This window comes from Bacillus norwichensis, assembly GCF_014836955.1.
GTDB lineage: Bacteria > Bacillota > Bacilli > Bacillales > Bacillaceae_C > Siminovitchia > Siminovitchia norwichensis.
Window position 1 is genome coordinate 68,378 of record NZ_JACSPV010000014.1, and the last position, 19,911, is coordinate 88,288.

Consider the following 19,911-nt stretch of genomic DNA (forward strand, 5'->3'; position numbering starts at 1 on the left):
TATTCTTATATGATTACCTTATCATCAAGAGCTTACATTTCAAATACAATCATCGCGTTAGGCCACGAGAGTATACCTGAGACTAAGAGATTCCTTTTAATAAGATATGTACAGGTCATCAAATTTTTTAACAGACTTCTTATAGGAAGTGGATATAGAAGTCGCAGGTATCATCGCTGCTGCTTTGGTAGAATACTGGTGCTGTGTTTTCGAGTATTATTGTTCGTATATGTGTTTTAACGCATCTTTAAATTGTGGCCTAACATTAATATTTGGACGGATAGCTTTCGCCTTTTCTTCCGCTTCATCGACCGTACTGGCTAGGCCTAATTCAAGTAATGTTGCTGTTGCAATGGTTCCTGCTCTTCCGCGCCCGGTATTGCAATGGAAATAAACATTTTTTCCATTTTCATAGGAATCTATCACTGCATTGATGGCTGCTTTAATAGATTCCGCTTGGTTTTCTACTTCATCCACGATTGGTTGATGGACACTCAATTCGCTGGGAAGCCCGTCCTTCAGCTTGGCTCGTAAATCATAGATGATGTCGATCTTTTCATTTTCTAGTAGCTCTTCAATTGCGTCTACTCCGCCAATAAAAATCCTGCCTGGGATGAGTTCTTCATATTTCTTTTCTGCCATATCAATCACCTCGTTTAAAAGTATACCAGCTTACGGTAGTTGTTTCAGATGGGATAAAAGTCTAATGCGGCTTCTTATAGAAATCATTATACTATTCAAGAGAAGGAAGTGAATAATAATGACTAAAAAGGCTTTTATCTTGCTATTTATAATCTCTATGACAATAGCAGGCTGTCAACAGACCGAGAAAAAGAGTGAACAAAAGAAGGAAGAAAAAATTGTTGAAACAACCGCTAAGAAACCTACAGAAAAAACTGAACCATCCTACAGCTTAATTGGTAAGGAAATAGAAGAAGAGCCGGCTGGGGAATTATTTCAAAAGCATATAGGCAAAAAAGAATTGAGTGATGACAATGAGTATTCTAAAGCGGCCGATGAAGCCGTCGCCGAATATATAAAAGGAATAAAAAGTCAGGATACAAAAGAGTGGAGCGCCGAGGAGTGGGCACAATCAATCATTGTGAATCTTCGTACTGATGTAAAGGAAACCCTACAGCCGGTTAAAGATTTTAAAGTAAAGTATAACGAACTTAAGTTGCCTGACGGAAGGCTTCTCCAGGATGTCAGTGAAGAAGAGCTTAACGAAGAGGCTGAGGAAGTTAACGTTGCTGTATTGATTGATGCCAGCGGAAGCATGAATGCTGATGTTCCGGGTGGAAATAAAATGGCCTTGGCAAAATCAAGTATCAAACAATTCTCCGAAAGCCTAGCCGACAATGTCAATGTATCCCTGTCTGTTTTTGGGCATAAAGGGACAGGTTCAGATCAGGACAAAAAGCTGTCATGTGGAAATATTGAAACGGTATACTCATTACAGCCTTTTAATCAAAAGAAATTTACTGAGGCATTGGATCAATTCAATGCAAGTGGATGGACGCCGCTTGCATCAGCCATACAGCATGCAGAAAAAGAGCTGAAAGCTGCAAGCAGTGAGCAGACAAAAACACTTATATATGTTGTAAGTGATGGTGTGGAAACTTGTGATGGAGATCCTGTTCAAGTGGCGAAGGACGCCAAGAAAGCAATGACAGACTTGCAAATTAATATCATCGGTTTTGATGTTGATAACGAAGCTGACCGCCAGTTAAAAGAAGTGGCAAGTGCAGGCGGCGGAGAGTATACATCAGTGAAGAATAAGCAGGAACTGGACGAAGAAATCACGAAAAATTGGAAAGAGCGCCTGAGCAAAACCACCTGGCGCTTTTGGTTGGCAGGTAATATCAATCACATCAACTGGGCATCTGTTGGAATGTCCAATGAACTCCGAGACCTGGAGAACGATCATATCACTTCGCGCAACAGGGAGCTTGATCGTATGAATGCTGCCTTGACCTTATTGTTGAGCAATGATTTGATTGACTTTGACACGGAGACTGCCATCTCGGATATTCTATATGAACGGACAGCTGCCATCAAAGATTATGCAAATGAGGTTATATCAGAAAAACATAATGAAATTTTTGATACAGCGGACAGTTTGAAAGAGAAAGTTGACCATGTAACCAAGGATTTGGATCTATAAAAACAAAGGGGGAATCCCTTTGTTTTTTATCTATCGCCACTTAACGCCAACAAACTGGGATATTAGAGGCATGGAATGACTGCGCAAAATGACACTTTGGCGTGCATAGAAAAAGAACTCTCAGGCAGAGCTGAGAAACATCTTGGAGACATTTCGCAAAATATTGACAGTGCTTTTCTAAGTAATAGAAAAAAGCCAGCGTCTTATGCTGACTTTTTTTCTGTAAATAAAATATTGGCGCTAGCCAACCGATTCCGTACTAATACCCCAATCCATGAAGCAAGTGCCGCTTTAATCAACCCTACAACGATGAATTGAGGAGCAAATCCTCCGAGAAGGGCTGCGCCCCAGCTCAAGTCAGCAGCGACCTTTAACCAAGCCGCTCCGAAGCTCAATGTAATCAGCATACCTATTGTATTGGCCACCATGGCACTGACAAAGTTAAAGGATGTTTTCTCTAAATACCATCCGATGAACAATGCAGTTGGGATGAACCCGACGATAAACCCTCCTGTTGGTCCAATAATGACGGAAACTCCTGCAGAAAGTCCGGCAAATACAGGAATGCCGACTGCACCAAGCAATATGTAAAGAAGAACAGAGATTGTACCATAAGTCGATCCCAAAATTGTTGCGGCTAATCCGATAGCCAGCGTCTGTCCCGTAATTGGAACGAGAGGTAATGGAATGGTGACTTGAGCCAATATACCGATAATGGCTGCAAACAGCGCAGTTATAATCATCATTCTTAGTTTTTGCTGTTCTTGAAGCATATTGACCTCCATTTGTTAACTTTTATTTAATGTAGTTAACAATATTAATTTATTATTAAATGGCCGATTTGTCAAACTATTTTTCCGATGCTTTTGTAGGAGGCGAGGGAAATCAGTGAGAGGTATGTCACGCTTTTTTTAAGAGTTAATAGGTGAATGGATTCATTTTACTAGTAAGGAAAAGGAAAGAAAGCGCAAAGAGAGAATATAGTTGTTGTGAATTGAAAAAGCCAAGGAGGTAATAGATTTGAAAAAAGGAAGAAAGAGAATTTCCCTTTTCCTCTCAGTACTTTTATTAGCCTCTAGTTTTTATTTTTTTTCTACAGAAGCTGCGCATGCTCAGACAGCGCCGGAAAAAGCGGCTTCCAGCTCCAAAGCATTTGATCAAAAAGTCATCGCAAGAGTTGACTCAAAACGAATATATAAGGATATTCATTATCTCTCTGAAACCATTGGGCCAAGGGTAACTGGAACGAAACAGGAGAAGCAGGCAGCAGAGTTTATTAAGAAGCGACTCAAATCGTATGGATACAAGGTCGAAACGCAGAAATTCAGTATTCCTGATCAAATGATCGGTCATTTAACGGCAGGTGGAAATCAAATTGACATTAATATCCCAGCGGGTTCTGCTGCAACGGCGAAAAAGGGACTGATCGCAGAATTATATGATGCAAAGCTGGGGAGTCCAGAAGATTTTACAGCGGAAGCAGCCGGTAAAATTGCTCTTATTTCCAGAGGAGAATTTACTTTCCAAGAAAAAGTTGCAAATGCAGTGGCGGCGGGTGCCATAGGTGTGCTTATTTATGATAATAGTGATCAGTCAGCTCCTTTAAACCCATCCATCGGCGGGGAAACAACGGTTCCAGTAGGCGGAATATCGAAAGCAAGCGGGATTTCTTTGCTGAATGATATTGCTTTGCAGGGAAAAACAGTAACATTAACGGTTGAAAAGCTAGGAAGTGCTACATCGCAAAATATTATTGCAACAAGGGCGCCTAAAAAAGGATCGGAGCATGAAATCGTTCATGTATCGGCTCACATGGACAGCGTTCCGTTTTCCCCGGGTGCGAATGATAACGCTTCAGGAACTGCGGTTGCCTTGGAAATAGCTCGTATTCTGAAAAGCTATCCTATTGATAAGGAACTGCGCTTTGTATTTGTTGGTGCAGAGGAAATTGGTCTCGTCGGTTCAGCATATTATGTTAGCGAACTGAGTCAAAATGAGATTAAACGGAGCATAGCGAATGTCAATATGGATATGGTCGGAACGGACTGGGAAAAAGCTACTGCCATCTTTTTAAACGCGGTGGACGGTAAGGCAAATATAGTAAGTGACACGGCTTTGGCAACAGCGAGAAGAATAGGAACACCTTCCGAGCTGATATTGTATCAGAGAGGATCGTCAGATCATGTTTCTTTTCATGATGCGGGTATACCGGCGATTAACTTTATTAGGAGGGAGCCGGGAACGGCTAATCTAGAACCGTATTACCACACGCCGCAAGATACCGTTGAACATATTAGCAAGAAACGCCTTCAAGAGGCAGGAGAACTGGTTGGAGCATCCATTTATAGCTTAGTAAGAAAATAAATGAGCAGAAACCGCTATTTTGGGCGGTTTCTGCTTCAGTTACTATTCTGATAAACCGATATCTTTTCGGATAAATTTCAAATAAAGATAATAAAGAATACCGATTCCGAGCCAGGTGAATCCGAGAGTTTTTGCCATGGAATCTAGATTAATCCATACATACCCAATAATCAGAAAACCGATGGCAGGTAGAACCAAGTGACTGAAATAATTAGTACTTTTCTTCTTTCGGATATAAAAATTGATGACGGATACATGTAAAATCAAGAAAGCAGAAAGTGCACCAAAGTTTACGACAGATGCCAATTGTCCAATCTGAGCAGCAAAGAACATAGTAACAATAAACGAAACGACAGCGACAACAAACGTGGCTACGTGCGGCGTTTTAAATTTAGGATGTACTTTGGATAAAATGTGTGGAAGTTTACGGTCACGCGCCATACTAAATAGAATGCGGGAAATAGCTGCCTGGGCTACTAGAGCGTCCGCAATCCCCCATGCAATGACCGTGGCAATGATTGTTAACCATTTCAGCCAAGGTCCTCCTGCAATTTCGGCTATTTGATAAAAGGCGGTATCCACATTTTCAAACGTTGTATAATCAGGCCAGATAAGAGCAGCTATCCAAGTTTGGATAATGAATAAAACTCCTACTACAAGTAGCGAACCTATGATGGCATGTCCAATGGCTTTGCTGCCTCCTTTGGACTCCTCGGCAAGAGTGGATACTGCATCAAATCCAAGAAAGCTTAAAACAGCAATTGAAACGGCTCCCATGACAGTCGCCATGGAGAAGTTATTCTGATCATAGAGAGGCTTGAAGGTGAATTCTGCACCATTTACGTGCTGAGCCACTGCCATAATACCAGCAACAACGAATATGACTAAAACAATCAGTTCAAAAACAAGTATAATTTTATTCGTTTTTGCCGTAAATTCAATTCCCATTATATTGATTACGGTATTGATGCCGATAAAGATTATCAGCCAAACAATGATCGGTACTTGAGGAACGATATCTGCCAAAGCTGCGGCACTCACCAGGTACAGAAGGGCAGGTACAAAAATATAATCAAGTAAGATAAGCCATCCTCCAAAAAATCCGGCTGTTTCATTTATTCCATACTGAGCGTATGCATAGACTGATCCAGAGTACGGAATAGCTTCGGACATGCGGGCATAACTGAGTGCGGTAAAAATCATCCCTACCATACCTATCATGTAGGCAAGGGCTACCATTCCGTTTGCTCCGGTTGCAACTTCACCATATATTCCAAATGGTGCAATTGGAACCATGAATATTAATCCATAGATGATTAAGTCCCAAAAAGTAAGGGCGCGCTTGAGCTCCTGCTTATATTCAGGTGCTGAGCCGCTCGATTTCATTTCTTCTTTCAAACATTATCCCTCCATTTATTTATTTTTAGATTTATCAGACATTTGTTAAGGGATGGGGGAAGTCCCCCCAGCAACTTATCAAAAAATGTCAATATTATATGTGTCTAAAAACCATTGTGGTACAAAGAATCTTGCTGTTAACATCGGATCGACAATCTGTGATATTTGAGCATGTCCAATCGCGCTCAACAACATAGTTAACTCACTAAGTTCAAGGTCCGTATGAGGCAGAAGAAGGTCGACCATTTCTTCAACAGCCATTTTAGCAGCCTCATCAAGAGTTTTGGCGGAAACAAGAATGTATAATCCATCTTTATTTTTAACGATTGGGTGGTAGATGCTCCTACCTTTCAAAACGTCCAAAGTTAAATCGGCTTTTCCGGCAACTTCTATCCCTGATACCCCAATTTCTCCATCTCCCATTGCTGCGTGCATGTCTCCAAGCCCAAACAATGCCCCTTCATGGAATACAGGGAAATAAATGGTAGCGCCCTCAGCAATGAGAAGCGTATCAAGGTTTCCGCCATGGTTTCCTGGAGTTCCACAAGAAATAGCTTCATTTTCGGGAGCAACTCCTATGACTCCAATCATTTTGTTGAGTGGAATTCGAACCTTTTCATTAAAAACAGCTTCTTTACCTTGAATGGGGAGCACTTTTACTGTAAATTCATCAATTCTGTGGCCCATGATTCCCAAATCCGGCCCAGTGGCCAGCACCCCTTGTTCACCAATGTCAAGTCCATGGATAGTGACTGCTAAAATATCACCTGGCTGTGCAGATTTAACAAAGATAGGTCCGGTGGCTGGATTTATTCTTTCCCAGTCGATGCTGTTCATTGTCGTATCATCTGTTTTTATTTGGTTCTCAAAGCAATCATAAGATTCAACGAGCAAGCGGCTTCCCGCTTCTACCTTAGCAATAGGTTCGTGTTCTTTACTGAAAGAGTAGATAGGGTTACCCAATGGTATAATTTGAGTCATTTTTTTCCTGCCTTTCTCTACATAATGTGATACTAGGACCAATAGTAACATGTAACTATTTTGATACCAATCAACTTACTTGAACTCTTTAAAATAATGAAACAATTATACTTAGATTAATTATAGATGTAAATGATTTTTTGTTGGAAATCTTCTGTCGTGTAGGTCTAATGATTTATTTTAGCTATTTTCAAGCCGTACAAGGACTCAAAAAATGGAACCCTCTTTAATATATAGGGAACAGACACCATAAGGCTGGTGTTGTATTCCCAGTATTTTTTTCATGTAATCCTTGCTCCTGCCAATAAAAGCGTAGAAGGGTATTTAAATTCACATTGAAAAAAGTTTTATAAAAAACGTGTTGACTGAATGGGGACTGCTGTAATAACATATATAAATATCATGTCTACATAACTAAGGTCGAGGTGGTCAAAGAACAATACGAATTAATTTTGAAAGCGGTAGCAAGGTTTCGGTTGTTGGAATATGTAAACGATCTCAATGAATGTTGTTCATCTTATTTAATTTATAGCAAAAGCTGTTTTTCAACTTCAATTTTTATTGAAGTTAATTTTAAAGCGAATAATTGAAATGACGTTTCATTTAATGAAACAAAAAGGATCCACCTAAGAATATGGGTTATAAGGGCAATTATAGAGCTTGAATTGATAGGGATTCTTAGTTTTGTCCCTTCTTAACCAAAATTTTGTTTACAACAACCTAAGAATCAGGGGGGCATTTATGTTAAGGCTATGGAAGTGGTATTATGAAAAGTCATTTATATTAAAAATAACTGTTGGTTTTATATTAGGGATTATCATTGGGCTTATTTTTGGACCCGCAGCAGGTATATTATCGCCTTTGGGTGACTTATTCCTAAGGTTGCTTAAAATGATTGTTGTTCCGTTAATCTTGTTTACATTAATCGTGTCTGTAAATCACTCCAATCCAAAGGAATTGGGAAGGATTGGCGGTAAGATTTTTCCTTACTATCTATTATCAACCGCTATCGCAGTGTTTATTGGAATTGCGATTGCGAAGCTGATCAATCCGGGCAAAGGCTTAAAAATGCCCGAAAACGCGACGCTAGATGTACCTGAAGCCCCATCCATGATAGATGTATTATTGCAAATCGTTCCATCCAATATTTTTGAATCATTGGCAAATGGCGATATTTTGAGCATCGTGTTTGTGGCTCTCATTACTGGTTTTGCTATTTCATTTATGCGAAATTCAGCTGAGTCACAAATGAAAGACTGGGGAAACATGCTGTTAAAGTTCACGGAGGCTGGAAGTGAGGTTACATTCCGTATCTTAAATGGTATTTTGCAATATGCCCCAATAGGTGTACTTGGTATCACAGCTAACTCCATAGGAAATCAAGGAATGGAAACGCTTAGTTCCCTTGCAAAATATGTAGGTGCTTCCTACCTAGGAGTAGCAATACAAATGTTTATTGTCTTCCCGATCTTATTATTACTGTTCAGAGTACCTGTATTGAAATTTTTCATAAAAACACGCGAAGCGATCATGACTGCTTTTGTCACTTGCAGTAGTTTGGGAACATTGCCTATCACGATTAAATCTGCATTAAACGCAGGGATCAGCCACAGGGTGGCCAACTTCACTTTACCGATTGGTGCAACCATTAATATGAATGGATCAGCCATTCACTTTGGTGTAGGCGTTGTATTAGCTGCCGAAATCGTTGGTTATGATCTGACCATGGGAGCAATTGTAGCCATCATATTGACAGGTACATTGGCATCTGTAGGAACAGCAGGCGTTCCAGGGGCAGGGTTGATCGGGATGTCCATTGTCTTCACCCAAGCGGGTCTTCCTATTGAAATTGTAGGGCTGACCGCCGGTGTAAATGTTATAACTGATATGGTTTTTACAATGTGTAATGTCACGGGTGACCTTGTTGGAGCAGCTGTTGTTGACCAATCCGAAAGCAAAAGTGAAGATGCAGATATTACTACTTTTCAAGACGTATCATAATGAAATCTTTGATGAAATAAAAATGCATTGATAAGTTTTACCCAACTGAATTTATATTTAAATGGGGAAAGAGGGTTCAATAAGTGGAATCTTTATTAAGTAAAAAAGTAAAAAATGTGGAGATACCTACGCTCAGAAAATTTTTTAACATGTTGTCAGATTATCCGGAGGTGATAAATCTTACAGTGGGGCTGCCTGATTTTCTAACGCCAGCGCATATTAAGGAAGCTGGTAAGGAAGCCATCGATCATAATAAAACAACTTACACGAATCAGGCAGGTATACTTGAATTAAGGAAAGCTGCCAGTGATTATGGCAGGATTAAATATGGATTGGATTATGATCCTCAAAGTGAAATTATCATTACGAATGGAGCGAGTGAGGCTCTAGATATCAGCTTTAGAACGATATTGGATGAAGGCAGTGGAGTTCTTCTGCCAGCTCCGGTATACCCGGGTTACGAAGCATTGGTTACATTAAGTGGTGCTGTTCCGGTTTTTATGGATACCTCCCCATATGATTTTAAGGTTACGCCAGAGTTACTGAAAAAGCATATAACAGACAAAACGAGATGTCTTGTTCTAACAAATCCATCTAACCCGACGGGTGTATTGCTAAAGGAAGAGGAATTAAAGGAAATAGCTGCTTATATCAGAGATAAAGATATTTTTGTCATTACTGATGAAATCTACAGTGAATTAACATATGGCGATCATTTTGTCTCCTTTGCGACATTGCCCCATATGCGAGAGAGGACAATTGCAATTAATGGACTGTCTAAATCCCATGCGATGACTGGTTGGAGAGTCGGATTCACATATGCGCCTTCATATTTAACAGAACAAATGGTAAAGGTTCACTACTTTAATACAGTTTGCGCCAGCACAATTAGCCAATATGGAGCTTTAAAAGCTTTGACAGATGGAATAGATGATGCAATTGAGATGAGGAATGAATATGAAAAAAGAAAAGAATACACGTTTAAGCGGCTGACAGACATGGGCCTTGAAACCGTACATCCAGAAGGTGCCTTCTATATGTTTCCATCTATTAAACATTTAAAAATGAACTCTTATGACTTTGCTGTCAAAATGATAGACGAGGCGAAGGTAGGGGTTGTTCCGGGAAATGCCTTCTCCAAATATGGAGAGGGGTATGTCAGAATCTCCTATGCGTATTCGATGGAGCATTTGGAAAAAGGACTTGATCGGATGGAAGCTTTTATAACAAAGATTAACAATAGATAATGTTCGATAGGGTTGCGAAAATGATGGTTAATATTATGAAGAAAAGAGTGAAAAATCCATGCTATCAGGTGGTCAAATAGTTGTTGAGGTAATGAAAAAAGAAGGCGTGAAAAAAGCATTTTGTGTACCAGGAGAGAGTTATTTAGGTGTGATTGATGCGCTTTATGAGCATCCGGAAATTGAGCTTATTTCTACCCGTCACGAGGGAGGCGCGTCATTCATGGCGGAAGCTTATGCGAAAGCCTCCGGAAAAGTAGGGGTTTGTATGGCGACAAGGGGGCCTGGTGCAACGAACCTATCAATCGGCCTTCATACAGCTATGCAGGATTCTACTCCTCTTGTTGCGTTAATTGGTCAAGTAGAACGTCCGTTTAAAGGGAAGGAGGCCTTTCAGGAGGTTGAATTCTCCGAGTATTTCAGCCATCTCTGCAAATGGGCCGTGGAAATTGATTCTGTGGAGAGGATTCCTGAGATACTCCATCGGGCTTTTTATACTGCCCGTTCCGGCCGTCCAGGCCCTGTGGTTGTATCGCTCCCACATGATATGTTAGAAGATACGATGGAATATGCAGAAGGGACTGTATATGATTATGAAGCTCCAGAGGCAAGAGAAGAAGTTGTCAAAAGAGTAATCGAGAAGCTTAACGATGCTAAGCAACCGATCGTTATCGCGGGCGGCGGCGTGATTGCATCAAAATCATCGGGAGAACTTGCTCGTTTTGCTGAGTTGATGAATGTACCTGTAGCCACAGCTTTCCGCAGGTTCGATGCATTTCCTAATGATCATGCAAACTATGCTGGCTGGCTTGGGTTTGGGTCAGATAAAAAGCTTATGAACTATATTAAGAATGCGGATGTTGTCCTGTCTATTGGAAACCGCTTCTCTCAGGTGACAACCCAAGATTATACATTGATTGGGGATCAGGCAGAGATTATTCAGGTTGATATAGATCAAAGTATAATTGGTAAGGCATATCCTGCGAAGCTGGGCATTATTTCTGATGCCAAACGGTTTTTGCAAAAATGTTTGGATCTCATAGAGTCTGTGGAAGATGAGATGAGAGAAAAGATGGTGAAAGATTGTCACGAAGCTTATTTGCTTTCTTCTACCCCTCCGAAGTCAACAGAGAGCGCAAGCTATGCAGAAATGAATGCAGTTGTAGCTGAATTGTTGGGGGAAGCGACGGAAAACACTATTATTACAAGTGATGCTGGAAACTTTTTCGGATGGATTTCTAAATATTTCCGTTTCACAAATGGAAATAGATATATCGGTCCTACCTCAGGTGCTATGGGCTACGGTCTTCCGGGTGCCATTGGAGCTAAAGTAGCATGTCCTGATAAAAGAGTGATTTCATTTTCTGGTGATGGCGGATTCATGATGACAATGCAAGAGCTCGAAACAGCTGTCCGCAACAATATCCCTGTCATAGCAATTGTAGTAAACAACAATATGTACGGAACCATACGTGCTCACCAAGAAAAGCATTTTCCGCAAAGGGTTGTGGCTACAGGGCTAACAAATCCGAATTTTGCAGACATGGCAAAACTTTTCGGCTGTCATGGAGAACAGGTTCGAATCAATGAGGATTTTCTTCCTGCGTTTAGAAGAGCTGTTGACAGCGGGAAGCCCGCATTAATTGAAGTTATTACAGATCCAAAACTGCTATCAGCAAGTGATGCAATGCAAAAAACGCAAGCAACTCAATAAGATTTTTACAACAAAGATACACCAAGTGGAAAAATAAAAGTCCACTTGGTGTTTTTAGTATTGGTTGGAAACTGTATTGCCTGTTTTTCGTGATATAATTATTAAACTGACTTTATGAACGTTATTACTGTTTTCAGAAGGAGGGGTTTCATGAATCAAAGCGTAGTGAAGGCTTTAACATTACTGGATTTATTTTCTGAGAATGACTTGGAACTAACTTTAAATGAACTTGCAGAAAGGTCTGGAATGCCGAAACCGACAGTATACCGTTTGCTATCGTCTTTAGAATATATGGGCTTTTTAACGAAAAGTAAGAACAGTATACATGATGTACGGTATCAGTTGGGAATCAAGCTTTTAGAATTAGGAGGGCTTGTTGCGGATGGGTTGGAGTTAAGAAAGAGTGCTCTTCCACATATGCAATTGCTGCAATCCGAGATTAATGAAACAGTCCATCTCGTTATTCGAGATGGAGATGAAGCCGTTTATATTGAAAAAGTGGAGAGTAATCAAGCTGTACGACTATATACACGGGTAGGAAGAAGGTCACCCTTGTATCTTGGCTCTGGCCCGCAGCTGCTGCTGGCTTATTTATCAAAGTCGGAACGTGAAGAAATCATTAATAAAATGAACTTTCACCAAGTGGCTGAAAATACAATCATGAATAAGAAAGACCTGTATGAGAAAATTGAAGACATTAGAGAACAGGGCTACTCTCTAAGTTATAGTGAACAGGATGCCGAAACATTTGGTATTTCCTATCCGGTTTATGACCATACGGATCGTGTAGTAGCAGCTTTAAATGTAAGTGGCCCAGCATCGCGATTTCATGGAGCCAGCAGGAAGCATATGAAAGTAAAAACGAAAGAAGCAGCAACGAAAATTTCAACTGATCTTGGTCATATGCTGAATAGGGAATATAAGACATGAGGAAAAGCACTTATAAAATTAGGATGAACCAAGAAAAAGCATGGCACATTCTATAAAAGAATGGACCATGCTTTTTGTATGTCAGTCGCTAAACGAGAGCTCCCACATTTCTAATTGTCTAGCTCCAGCTCAGCGACTAGGAAACTTCGCACCTCTTCCTACAATAAGTCAAAGGCACTCCAGTTTGTACGTCGCTAAACGATCGCTTCCGCTTTTCTAATTACCACCCAGGGATGACAGAACCCTCGTATTTATCTTCGATGAACTTCTTGATTTCATCTGATTGGTAAGTATCTACGAATTTTTTGATTGCTTCATCGTCTTTGTTTTCTGCCCTAGCAGCGACAACGTTAACCCATGGAGAGTCCTTTTCTTCGATAAAGATGGAATCTTCAGTAGGAACAAGTCCACTGTCAATTACATAGTTGGAGTTGATGGCAGCAGCATCCAAATCATCTAATTGGTGCGTAATTTGTGCGGCTTCCAATTCTACAAACTTATAGTCGTTTTTGTTCTCTACAACATCTTTGACAGTTGGTGCTACTCCAACGTCTTCTTTAAGTTTAATCAAACCTGCTTTTTCAAATAAAAGAAGGGCACGACCACCGTTTGAGGGATCGTTTGGAAGTCCTAGCTTTGCACCTTTTTTAAGGTCGCTTAAATCTTTTACCTTGTTGGAGTAAATACCCATTGGGCTAGTAATTGTGTTTCCGACTGGAACAATATCATAGTTACGGTCTTTTTTCTGCTCGTTCAAATAAGGTTCGTGTTGGAATACGTTTAGATCAAGGTCTCCTTGAGACAATGCTTCATTTACGATTAGATAGTCAGAGAAAGTTTTAATTTCAATATCTAAATCTTTTTTTGCAGCCAGTTCTTTCACTTGTTCCATAATCTCTTCATGCTCGCCGGCTGTTACACCTACTGTCAGTTTTCCGTCACTAAGCAATCCTTCGGCGGCTTTTTTGTCTTTATCAGCAGATTCGTTTTTGCTTCCGCCACATGCAGCAAGAGCTGCGATCAATAAAATAAATAAGCTGGATAATACCCACTTTTTCATGATTCAATTCCTCTTTTCTTAGTATGATGATCTATTTTCAATGAAACATAATAGCATATAGAGATAATACAGGTGCTTTCCTTTTTTAGTCCTTTTTCATGGAAGCAGCCAATCGGTTGCCTAAAGACTGCAATCCTTGTACAAGAATGATTAAAAGAATAACTGTTACATACATGACATCGACTTCGTAACGAAGGTGTCCGTATCGATATGCCAGGTCACCAAGTCCGCCTCCACCGACAAGTCCTGCCATTGCTGTTGCACCAATCAGGGAGATTGTCGCAATTGTTAGGCCAAGAACTATAGAAGAGCGAGACTCTCTCACAAGTACGTGCCAGATGATATGCCGCGTTTTGATTCCCATCGCTTCATATGCTTCGATCACACCTCGGTCAACCTCTAGCAAGGCAGTTTCCATTAATCTGGCGATATATGGTGCTGTGTAAATGACTAGTGGAACGATCACACCTTTTACACCGATTGAAGTGCCAACTAAAAACTTCGTAAAAGGAAGGATGAAAAATAATAAAATAATAAATGGGACGGACCTGATGATGTTAATAATGATATTCAAAAGTCCGAAAACAAATTTATTGCTTAACGCTTTACCTGGTCTTGTCAAGACCAGGAGGATTCCCAAAGGAAGGCCAATCAAAATCGCAATTCCAAGCGAGATTCCAGTCATTTGGAAGGTTTGAATGATGGCTACCCAAATATCTTCTCCCCAATTATCAAGAAACTCTTGTATCTGCGTCACTGATCTTCACACCTTCCACTCTCACTTGATCATTTTCCAAAAACTGAATGGCCTTTTTAATTTCATCGGGATCCCCTTTAAAGTGGACCATAAGTTGTCCGAACGCTTCGTTTTTCAGTTGAGTAATATTCCCTGATAAGATGTTTGGATAAATGTCGAATTTTTTGCTTACCAGAGCAAGCGCAGGTTCTCCAGATGACTCTCCAAAGAAGGAGAGAGTGGCAACCTGGCCGGTTTTATTTAAGTTTACAAGGATATCAGCAGGAATCTTATGGGAAAACAGGCTATTAACAAATTTCTTTGTTGTTGCATGTTTCGGAGCTGTGAAAATATCTTTTGTCTTTCCTTCTTCAATCACTTCTCCGTTTTCCATCACTGCAACATGGTCACAAATTCGCTGAATGACATTCATTTCATGTGTAATCAATAAAATAGTGATTCTGAGTTCTTTGTTGATTTTTAGCAACAAATCCAGAATGGATTCTGTTGTATCAGGATCAAGGGCACTTGTCGCTTCATCACTTAAAAGAATTTCTGGTTCGTGGGAAAGGGCTCTTGCAATAGCTACCCTCTGTTTCTGTCCCCCAGACAATTCAGAGGGGTAGGCTTTGTGCTTTTGATCCAAGCCGACGATTTTTAAGTATTTTTCAACGCGCTCTGCCACTTCTTTTTTGCTTAGGCCGGTAAGCTTCAATGGTAGGGCGATGTTATCATACACGGTAGCTGTTTTTAAAAGATTAAAGCCTTGGAAAATCATTCCGATATCACCGCGTGCTTTGCGGAGATTACTTGTTGATAGCTTTGTCAGATCAACATCTTTTACAAAAACTGATCCTATATCAGGCTTTTCTAACAAATTCACACAACGGATCAGTGTACTTTTTCCAGCGCCGCTATAACCGATTACGCCATATATTTCACCTTTTTTTACGGAGAGGGATACATCTTTCAATGCATGAATAGCTCCCTGTTTACCGTTAAAAGTCTTTGAGATCCCCACTAGTTCAATCATTTTGGTCTTGCTCCTTTCATTAAAATCAACGAAAAAAAGTATCATCTGATGGATAGTCTTGATTCTAGTGTAATCCCAAAGCCTTATAAAAAGGCGGTGTTGCTATGATACAGCATCATCCGTGACACTTTTAGGCAGGTATAAAAGGATACTTTCCCACCCTGGGCTTTAGCGATCCATCAAGCTTCCTTCTCTATTATCACGTCAGGAGTCGCTCTATGTCTAGCTAAAACGTCTAGCCTTTGGAATCATAAGTCGAAGGCACTCCAGTCTGTACGACGCTAAACAGTCGCTTCCGCTTTTCTAATGTCCAGTTCCAGCGCCTATCGCCTAGCAGACTTCGCACCTCCTCCTACGATAAGTCAACATCGCTCCACTTCGTTCCGCGTGTTTCCTTTATCTCGTCGAAGGCACTCCAGTCTGTACGTCGATAAACAGGCGCTTTCACATTTCACATGTCCAGCTTCAGCGCCTAGCCCCTCGAGGTCACAAGCCGCTTCCCTGTGGTGGCTGAAGTACTGCCTCCTCGGGAATCGACCTGTGCTTGTCGGGGCTGATCAAGGCGCTTCCGCTTTTCTAATTACCACCCTGGAATTACTGAACCTTTGAATGTTTCATCAATGAATTCTTTCACTTCATCAGACTGATACACATCTAGAAATTTCTTGATTGCTTCATCATCTTTATCTTCTGTTCTTACAGCTACAACATTCACCCATGGGGAATCTTTAGGTTCGATAAAAATTGAATCTTCAGATGGTGTGAAGCCTTTTTCAATGGCAAAGTTTGTATTGATCGCAGCAGCATCAAGCTCGTCCAATTGAACTGGAATTTGTGCTGCTTCAAGTTCGATAAATTCATAGTCATTTTTGTTTTCGTCGATATCTTTGACGGTGGCAGAAACGCCGACGCCGTCTTTCAATTTAATCAAGCCTGCTTGTTCAAACAAAATAAGGGCACGTGCACCATTTGTTGGGTCGTTAGGCAAACCGATTTTAGCACCTTTTTCCAACTCTTTTACATCTTTTACTTTTGAAGAATAGATTCCCATTGGGAAGTTTACAGCATTTCCAACATCAACAAGGTCTAAATCGCGGTCTTTTTTAAATTGGTCTAAATAAGGAACATGTTGGAAAACGTTCAGATCTAATTCTTTTTGTGCCAAGGCTTCGTTGACAATTGGATAGTCAGTGAAAACTTTAACGTCAATGTCCAAATCTTTTTCCGCTGCAAGCTCTTTTACCTTTTCCAGGATTTGCTCATGCGGCCCGGCTGTAACCCCTATGGTCAGCTTTCCGTCGCTGAGAAGGCCTTCCGCTTTTTTGTCTCCGCTAGCTTCTTCTTTATTGCCTCCGCCGCAGGCTGCAAGAGCGGCGATTGCCAATATCAGTAAACTGGATAATAACCACTTTTTCATATTGATTTCCTCTTTTCATTGTATACTAATCTCTTTAATCAAGTTTATTTCAATCCGAAAACATTTTTGATTCCAATTCATATGATCTTTCGTGCTTCCATGCTCCTCCCTTCAGTGTTTCGAGTGGAAATCTCTGTGAATTAAAAAAATGCCTCTCGCATAGAGAGGCATGGATAGACACGAAAGCATTCACGCACTCTCTTATTTTTCAAAATACAACGTATTTTGCAGGATTTAGCACCTGTTCCTGTTTAGTATAAACAAGAATGGTTGCCGGGTTTCTCAGGGCCAGTCCCTCCACCGCTCTTAATAAGAGATTTCCAAATGAAATTGTTATCAATGATAATATACCCATACTTAAGAATTGTCAATGCTATTTCGAAATAATTTTTTCGAACTTTTGCAGTCCTAATTTATGGATCATTTTCTGGATTTCAATAACCAACAAAACGGTATTTTCTGTTTCAAACCAATTGGTCAATGACTGTGCATGTGCAAGGTCATCTCGTAGCAGCTCCACTTTCCGCATCCATTTCTCTGCTGATTTTTTGGAGGATGTAAATAAATTTTCTCTTAGAGAAGTATCTTCCAAGACTACTGTTTTCTTGTCCGCAAATTGCGTGCAATCTATTGAGTCTATCTCTATATTTTTTTCTTTGCGCTTCTCATAAAGGGCCTCTATCTTCTTTACGCGTCCTTCTGTTAATAGGTTTTTCCACTCTCCTGACGGATGATGTACTCGAATAACATCTGCCATTTCGCTTTCCAAAAGGGTTACCAAGCCGAAGAGTAACATTCGGACAGGCGGTTTTTGCAAATCAGCCTTCGTGATAAGTAAGTCAATTGTAGAATCCGACATTAAAAAAAGACGCTCTTTACCCTCCATCAATGCGAATATATCGACTAACGGAGTATTTGCAGCGACTATGTCACTAGTATTGATGCTAATAAGGCTTTCTTCAATGGTATTTGAGTTGTAATCATATTGTTCACGATCCAAATAGCCAATTACTTTATTCTCTTCTTTGAAGCCGACAACATTAAAATTATATGTTTCAAAAAACATCCGGATGATATCATGAGTGTCTTGGTTATTGACGGTTAGCAAGGGAACAGCGATATGTGAAGCGAGAAAATAATCATTAAACAATTTGATATTTACCATATATATGTGCACCACGTTTCGACTATATAAAAATGATTTTACCCAATTATAAGTTTTGGAGCCAATTTCCAGTCAAAAATGACTCAAAATAACCGTTTTTGACTAAAAATGATTTGTTTCCTTTTTTGAAATTGCTTATAAGTCAGTGGTTTTTACTGAACCGACCGGTTGGCATACAGAAAAATTCCTAACTAATTTTTGTATTTTGATTTATAATGTATATGGATATATTTAATTTGATTTTATTTTTATATACATCATTGTAGGAAGGAGTACCAAATTGATAACTGATACTAAGAAGAAAGTTCAAGACTACATTGAAGAAAACAAAGATGAACTCATCGAGGCCATTGTCAAAGCGGTTCAAATTCCGAGCGTCATTGGCGATGAAAATGCCATGGCAGAATATATGAAGAAAAAGTATGAAGAAATCGGTTTGAAGGTTGTCGAGGTTCAACCTGAATATGAAAAGGTTCAAGACCATCCAGCATTCTGCAGCTCTGGACTTCCATTCGAAGGCAGAAAAAACATTATTGGGGTTTGGGAAGGTAATGAAGATGCTCCTTCATTAACATTAAATGGTCATATGGATGTTGTTTCACCAGAACCAGTCGAAAACTGGACGAAAGATCCATGGGGCGGCGAAATCGAAGGGAATAAATTGTATGGGCGCGGTTCAGGTGATATGAAAGCTGGGCTTATGGCTAATTGGTTCGCTTTGAAAGCGTTATTAGACATAGGCATCAAGCCAAAAGGCAAAGTTCTGCTGCAGAGCGTGTTAGAGGAAGAAGCAGGAGGCGCAGGTGGAACACTTTCGTGTTTGGAGGCCGGCTTTTTGACTGACGGTTTCATCGCGACTGAGCCTCACTCTTTAAGACTGACCGTGGCTCATGCGGGTGTGTTGTATTTTCGGGTGAAAGTGGTTGGAAAAACAGCTCATGCGGGCATGGCACATTTAGGAGTGAATGCCATCAGCAAAATGTATAAGGTCTACAATGCTCTTGAACAGCTCTCGGAAAAGAGGGCGAAAGAGGTCTATTTTGAGCTTTTCCATAAAGGCTCAGGGCAATCTGTCCACATGAACCTTGGAACGCTGGTTGGAGGAGACTGGGTATCTAATGTTCCTGGTGAAGCAGTGCTTGAGTGCAGGATCGGCTTTATTCCGTCTGAAACACGTGCCGGAATTAAAGAACTAATTGAAAAGACGGTACAGGATGCGATAAAGGGCGATGAATGGCTTGAACAGCATCCTCCGGAAATAGAGTGGTACGGCTGGACGACAGAGGCCTGGAATCAGGATCCGGAAGCCCCTTATGTACAAGCCTTTAAAAAGACTGCCGAAGGTGTATTGGATAGAGAAGTTGAAATTGGCGGAAGAGCTGCCGGAAACGATGCCCGTTTTACTCCATATTTTGATAAACCTGGACTTGTTTTTGGCCCAAGATGCTCCAATATGCATGGTCCAGACGAGTATGTTGAAATTGACAGTGTCATCGACACAGCCAAAGTATTCGCTGCTCACATCATTGATTGGTGCGGCGTGGAAGAAGATTGATGTAGCATAGCCCCTGACTTTTTTGTCAGGGGCTATTTAAAGGGGAAGGAGCCGGCTTAAATAAGAAATGTTTTAAGGACGAAGACCACTGTGGCTCCAAGGGCCACAGCTACTACAAAACTTCGCAATTGTTTCATCATAAAGTCCCC

At 40.5% G+C, this 19,911-nt stretch carries 16 protein-coding genes and 1 riboswitch; of the genes, 7 read left to right on the plus strand and 9 right to left on the minus strand.

Features of this window, described 5'->3' with window-relative positions:
- Positions 1 to 216 precede the first annotated feature (216 nt).
- Positions 217 to 642, minus strand: coding sequence for a protein-tyrosine phosphatase family protein (locus H9631_RS10300; protein ID WP_191812466.1), 426 nt, complete (start codon positions 640 to 642; stop codon positions 217 to 219).
- A 118-nt stretch (positions 643 to 760) separates the two neighbouring features.
- On the opposite strand from H9631_RS10300, the gene H9631_RS10305 reads away from it, so the two are divergent.
- Positions 761 to 2,164 (plus strand): vWA domain-containing protein, encoded by a 1,404-nt coding sequence (locus H9631_RS10305; protein WP_191812468.1) that lies wholly within the window; start codon positions 761 to 763, stop codon positions 2,162 to 2,164.
- A 203-nt stretch (positions 2,165 to 2,367) separates the two neighbouring features.
- On the opposite strand, the gene H9631_RS10310 is transcribed toward H9631_RS10305, so the two are convergent.
- Positions 2,368 to 2,937 carry a biotin transporter BioY gene (locus H9631_RS10310; protein WP_191812470.1) on the minus strand — a complete coding sequence of 190 codons (570 nt, stop codon included), beginning with the start codon at positions 2,935 to 2,937 and terminating at the stop codon, positions 2,368 to 2,370.
- Positions 2,938 to 3,184: 247 nt separating this feature from the next.
- Between H9631_RS10310 and H9631_RS10315 the strand changes: the two genes are divergently transcribed.
- Positions 3,185 to 4,528, plus strand: coding sequence for a DUF4910 domain-containing protein (locus tag H9631_RS10315; protein ID WP_191812472.1), 1,344 nt, complete (start codon positions 3,185 to 3,187; stop codon positions 4,526 to 4,528).
- 42 nt (positions 4,529 to 4,570) lie between these two features.
- Here the strand turns inward: H9631_RS10315 and H9631_RS10320 are convergent, their stop codons facing one another.
- A complete protein-coding gene (locus tag H9631_RS10320; protein WP_191812514.1) occupies positions 4,571 to 5,914 on the minus strand; it encodes an APC family permease in 1,344 nt (447 codons plus the stop codon).
- Positions 5,915 to 6,004: 90 nt separating this feature from the next.
- On the minus strand, positions 6,005 to 6,907 hold the full coding sequence (locus H9631_RS10325) for an acetamidase/formamidase family protein (protein WP_191812474.1): 903 nt from the start codon (positions 6,905 to 6,907) through the stop codon (positions 6,005 to 6,007).
- A 741-nt stretch (positions 6,908 to 7,648) separates the two neighbouring features.
- Between H9631_RS10325 and H9631_RS10330 the strand changes: the two genes are divergently transcribed.
- The 4 genes from H9631_RS10330 to H9631_RS10345 all read left to right on the plus strand — a co-directional run bounded on the left by H9631_RS10330 (position 7,649) and on the right by H9631_RS10345 (position 12,796).
- Positions 7,649 to 8,908, plus strand: coding sequence for a dicarboxylate/amino acid:cation symporter (locus H9631_RS10330; protein WP_191812476.1), 1,260 nt, complete (start codon positions 7,649 to 7,651; stop codon positions 8,906 to 8,908).
- Between the two features lie 83 nt (positions 8,909 to 8,991).
- A complete protein-coding gene (locus H9631_RS10335; protein ID WP_191812477.1) occupies positions 8,992 to 10,155 on the plus strand; it encodes an aminotransferase A in 1,164 nt (387 codons plus the stop codon).
- A gap of 58 nt (positions 10,156 to 10,213) precedes the next feature.
- Positions 10,214 to 11,866 (plus strand): thiamine pyrophosphate-dependent enzyme, encoded by a 1,653-nt coding sequence (locus H9631_RS10340; RefSeq protein WP_191812479.1) that lies wholly within the window; start codon positions 10,214 to 10,216, stop codon positions 11,864 to 11,866.
- 150 nt (positions 11,867 to 12,016) lie between these two features.
- Complete coding sequence (locus H9631_RS10345) at positions 12,017 to 12,796, plus strand: IclR family transcriptional regulator (protein ID WP_191812482.1); 780 nt, start codon at positions 12,017 to 12,019, stop codon at positions 12,794 to 12,796.
- Between the two features lie 220 nt (positions 12,797 to 13,016).
- Here H9631_RS10345 and H9631_RS10350 read toward each other — a convergent pair whose 3' ends face one another.
- From H9631_RS10350 to H9631_RS10370, 5 genes are all read right to left on the minus strand, one after another.
- Entirely contained in the window at positions 13,017 to 13,856 is an 840-nt protein-coding gene (locus H9631_RS10350) for a MetQ/NlpA family ABC transporter substrate-binding protein (RefSeq protein WP_191812484.1), read from the minus strand.
- Between the two features lie 85 nt (positions 13,857 to 13,941).
- The gene (locus H9631_RS10355; RefSeq protein WP_191812486.1) at positions 13,942 to 14,613 is read right to left on the minus strand and encodes a methionine ABC transporter permease; all 672 of its coding nucleotides are present in this window, start codon (positions 14,611 to 14,613) and stop codon (positions 13,942 to 13,944) included.
- A complete protein-coding gene (locus H9631_RS10360) occupies positions 14,588 to 15,625 on the minus strand; it encodes a methionine ABC transporter ATP-binding protein (protein WP_191812488.1) in 1,038 nt (345 codons plus the stop codon). The genes H9631_RS10355 and H9631_RS10360 overlap by 26 nt, the downstream gene beginning before the upstream one ends.
- 580 nt (positions 15,626 to 16,205) lie before the next feature.
- Positions 16,206 to 17,042 carry a MetQ/NlpA family ABC transporter substrate-binding protein gene (locus H9631_RS10365; protein ID WP_191812490.1) on the minus strand — a complete coding sequence of 279 codons (837 nt, stop codon included), beginning with the start codon at positions 17,040 to 17,042 and terminating at the stop codon, positions 16,206 to 16,208.
- Positions 17,043 to 17,240: 198 nt separating this feature from the next.
- A riboswitch (SAM riboswitch) is annotated at positions 17,241 to 17,358 on the minus strand.
- Positions 17,359 to 17,415: 57 nt separating this feature from the next.
- Positions 17,416 to 18,207 (minus strand): hypothetical protein, encoded by a 792-nt coding sequence (locus tag H9631_RS10370; protein WP_191812491.1) that lies wholly within the window; start codon positions 18,205 to 18,207, stop codon positions 17,416 to 17,418.
- 280 nt (positions 18,208 to 18,487) lie between these two features.
- Here H9631_RS10370 and H9631_RS10375 point away from each other — a divergent pair, with 280 nt between their 5' ends.
- Entirely contained in the window at positions 18,488 to 19,762 is a 1,275-nt protein-coding gene (locus H9631_RS10375) for an ArgE/DapE family deacylase (protein ID WP_191812493.1), read from the plus strand.
- Positions 19,763 to 19,911 lie beyond the last annotated feature (149 nt).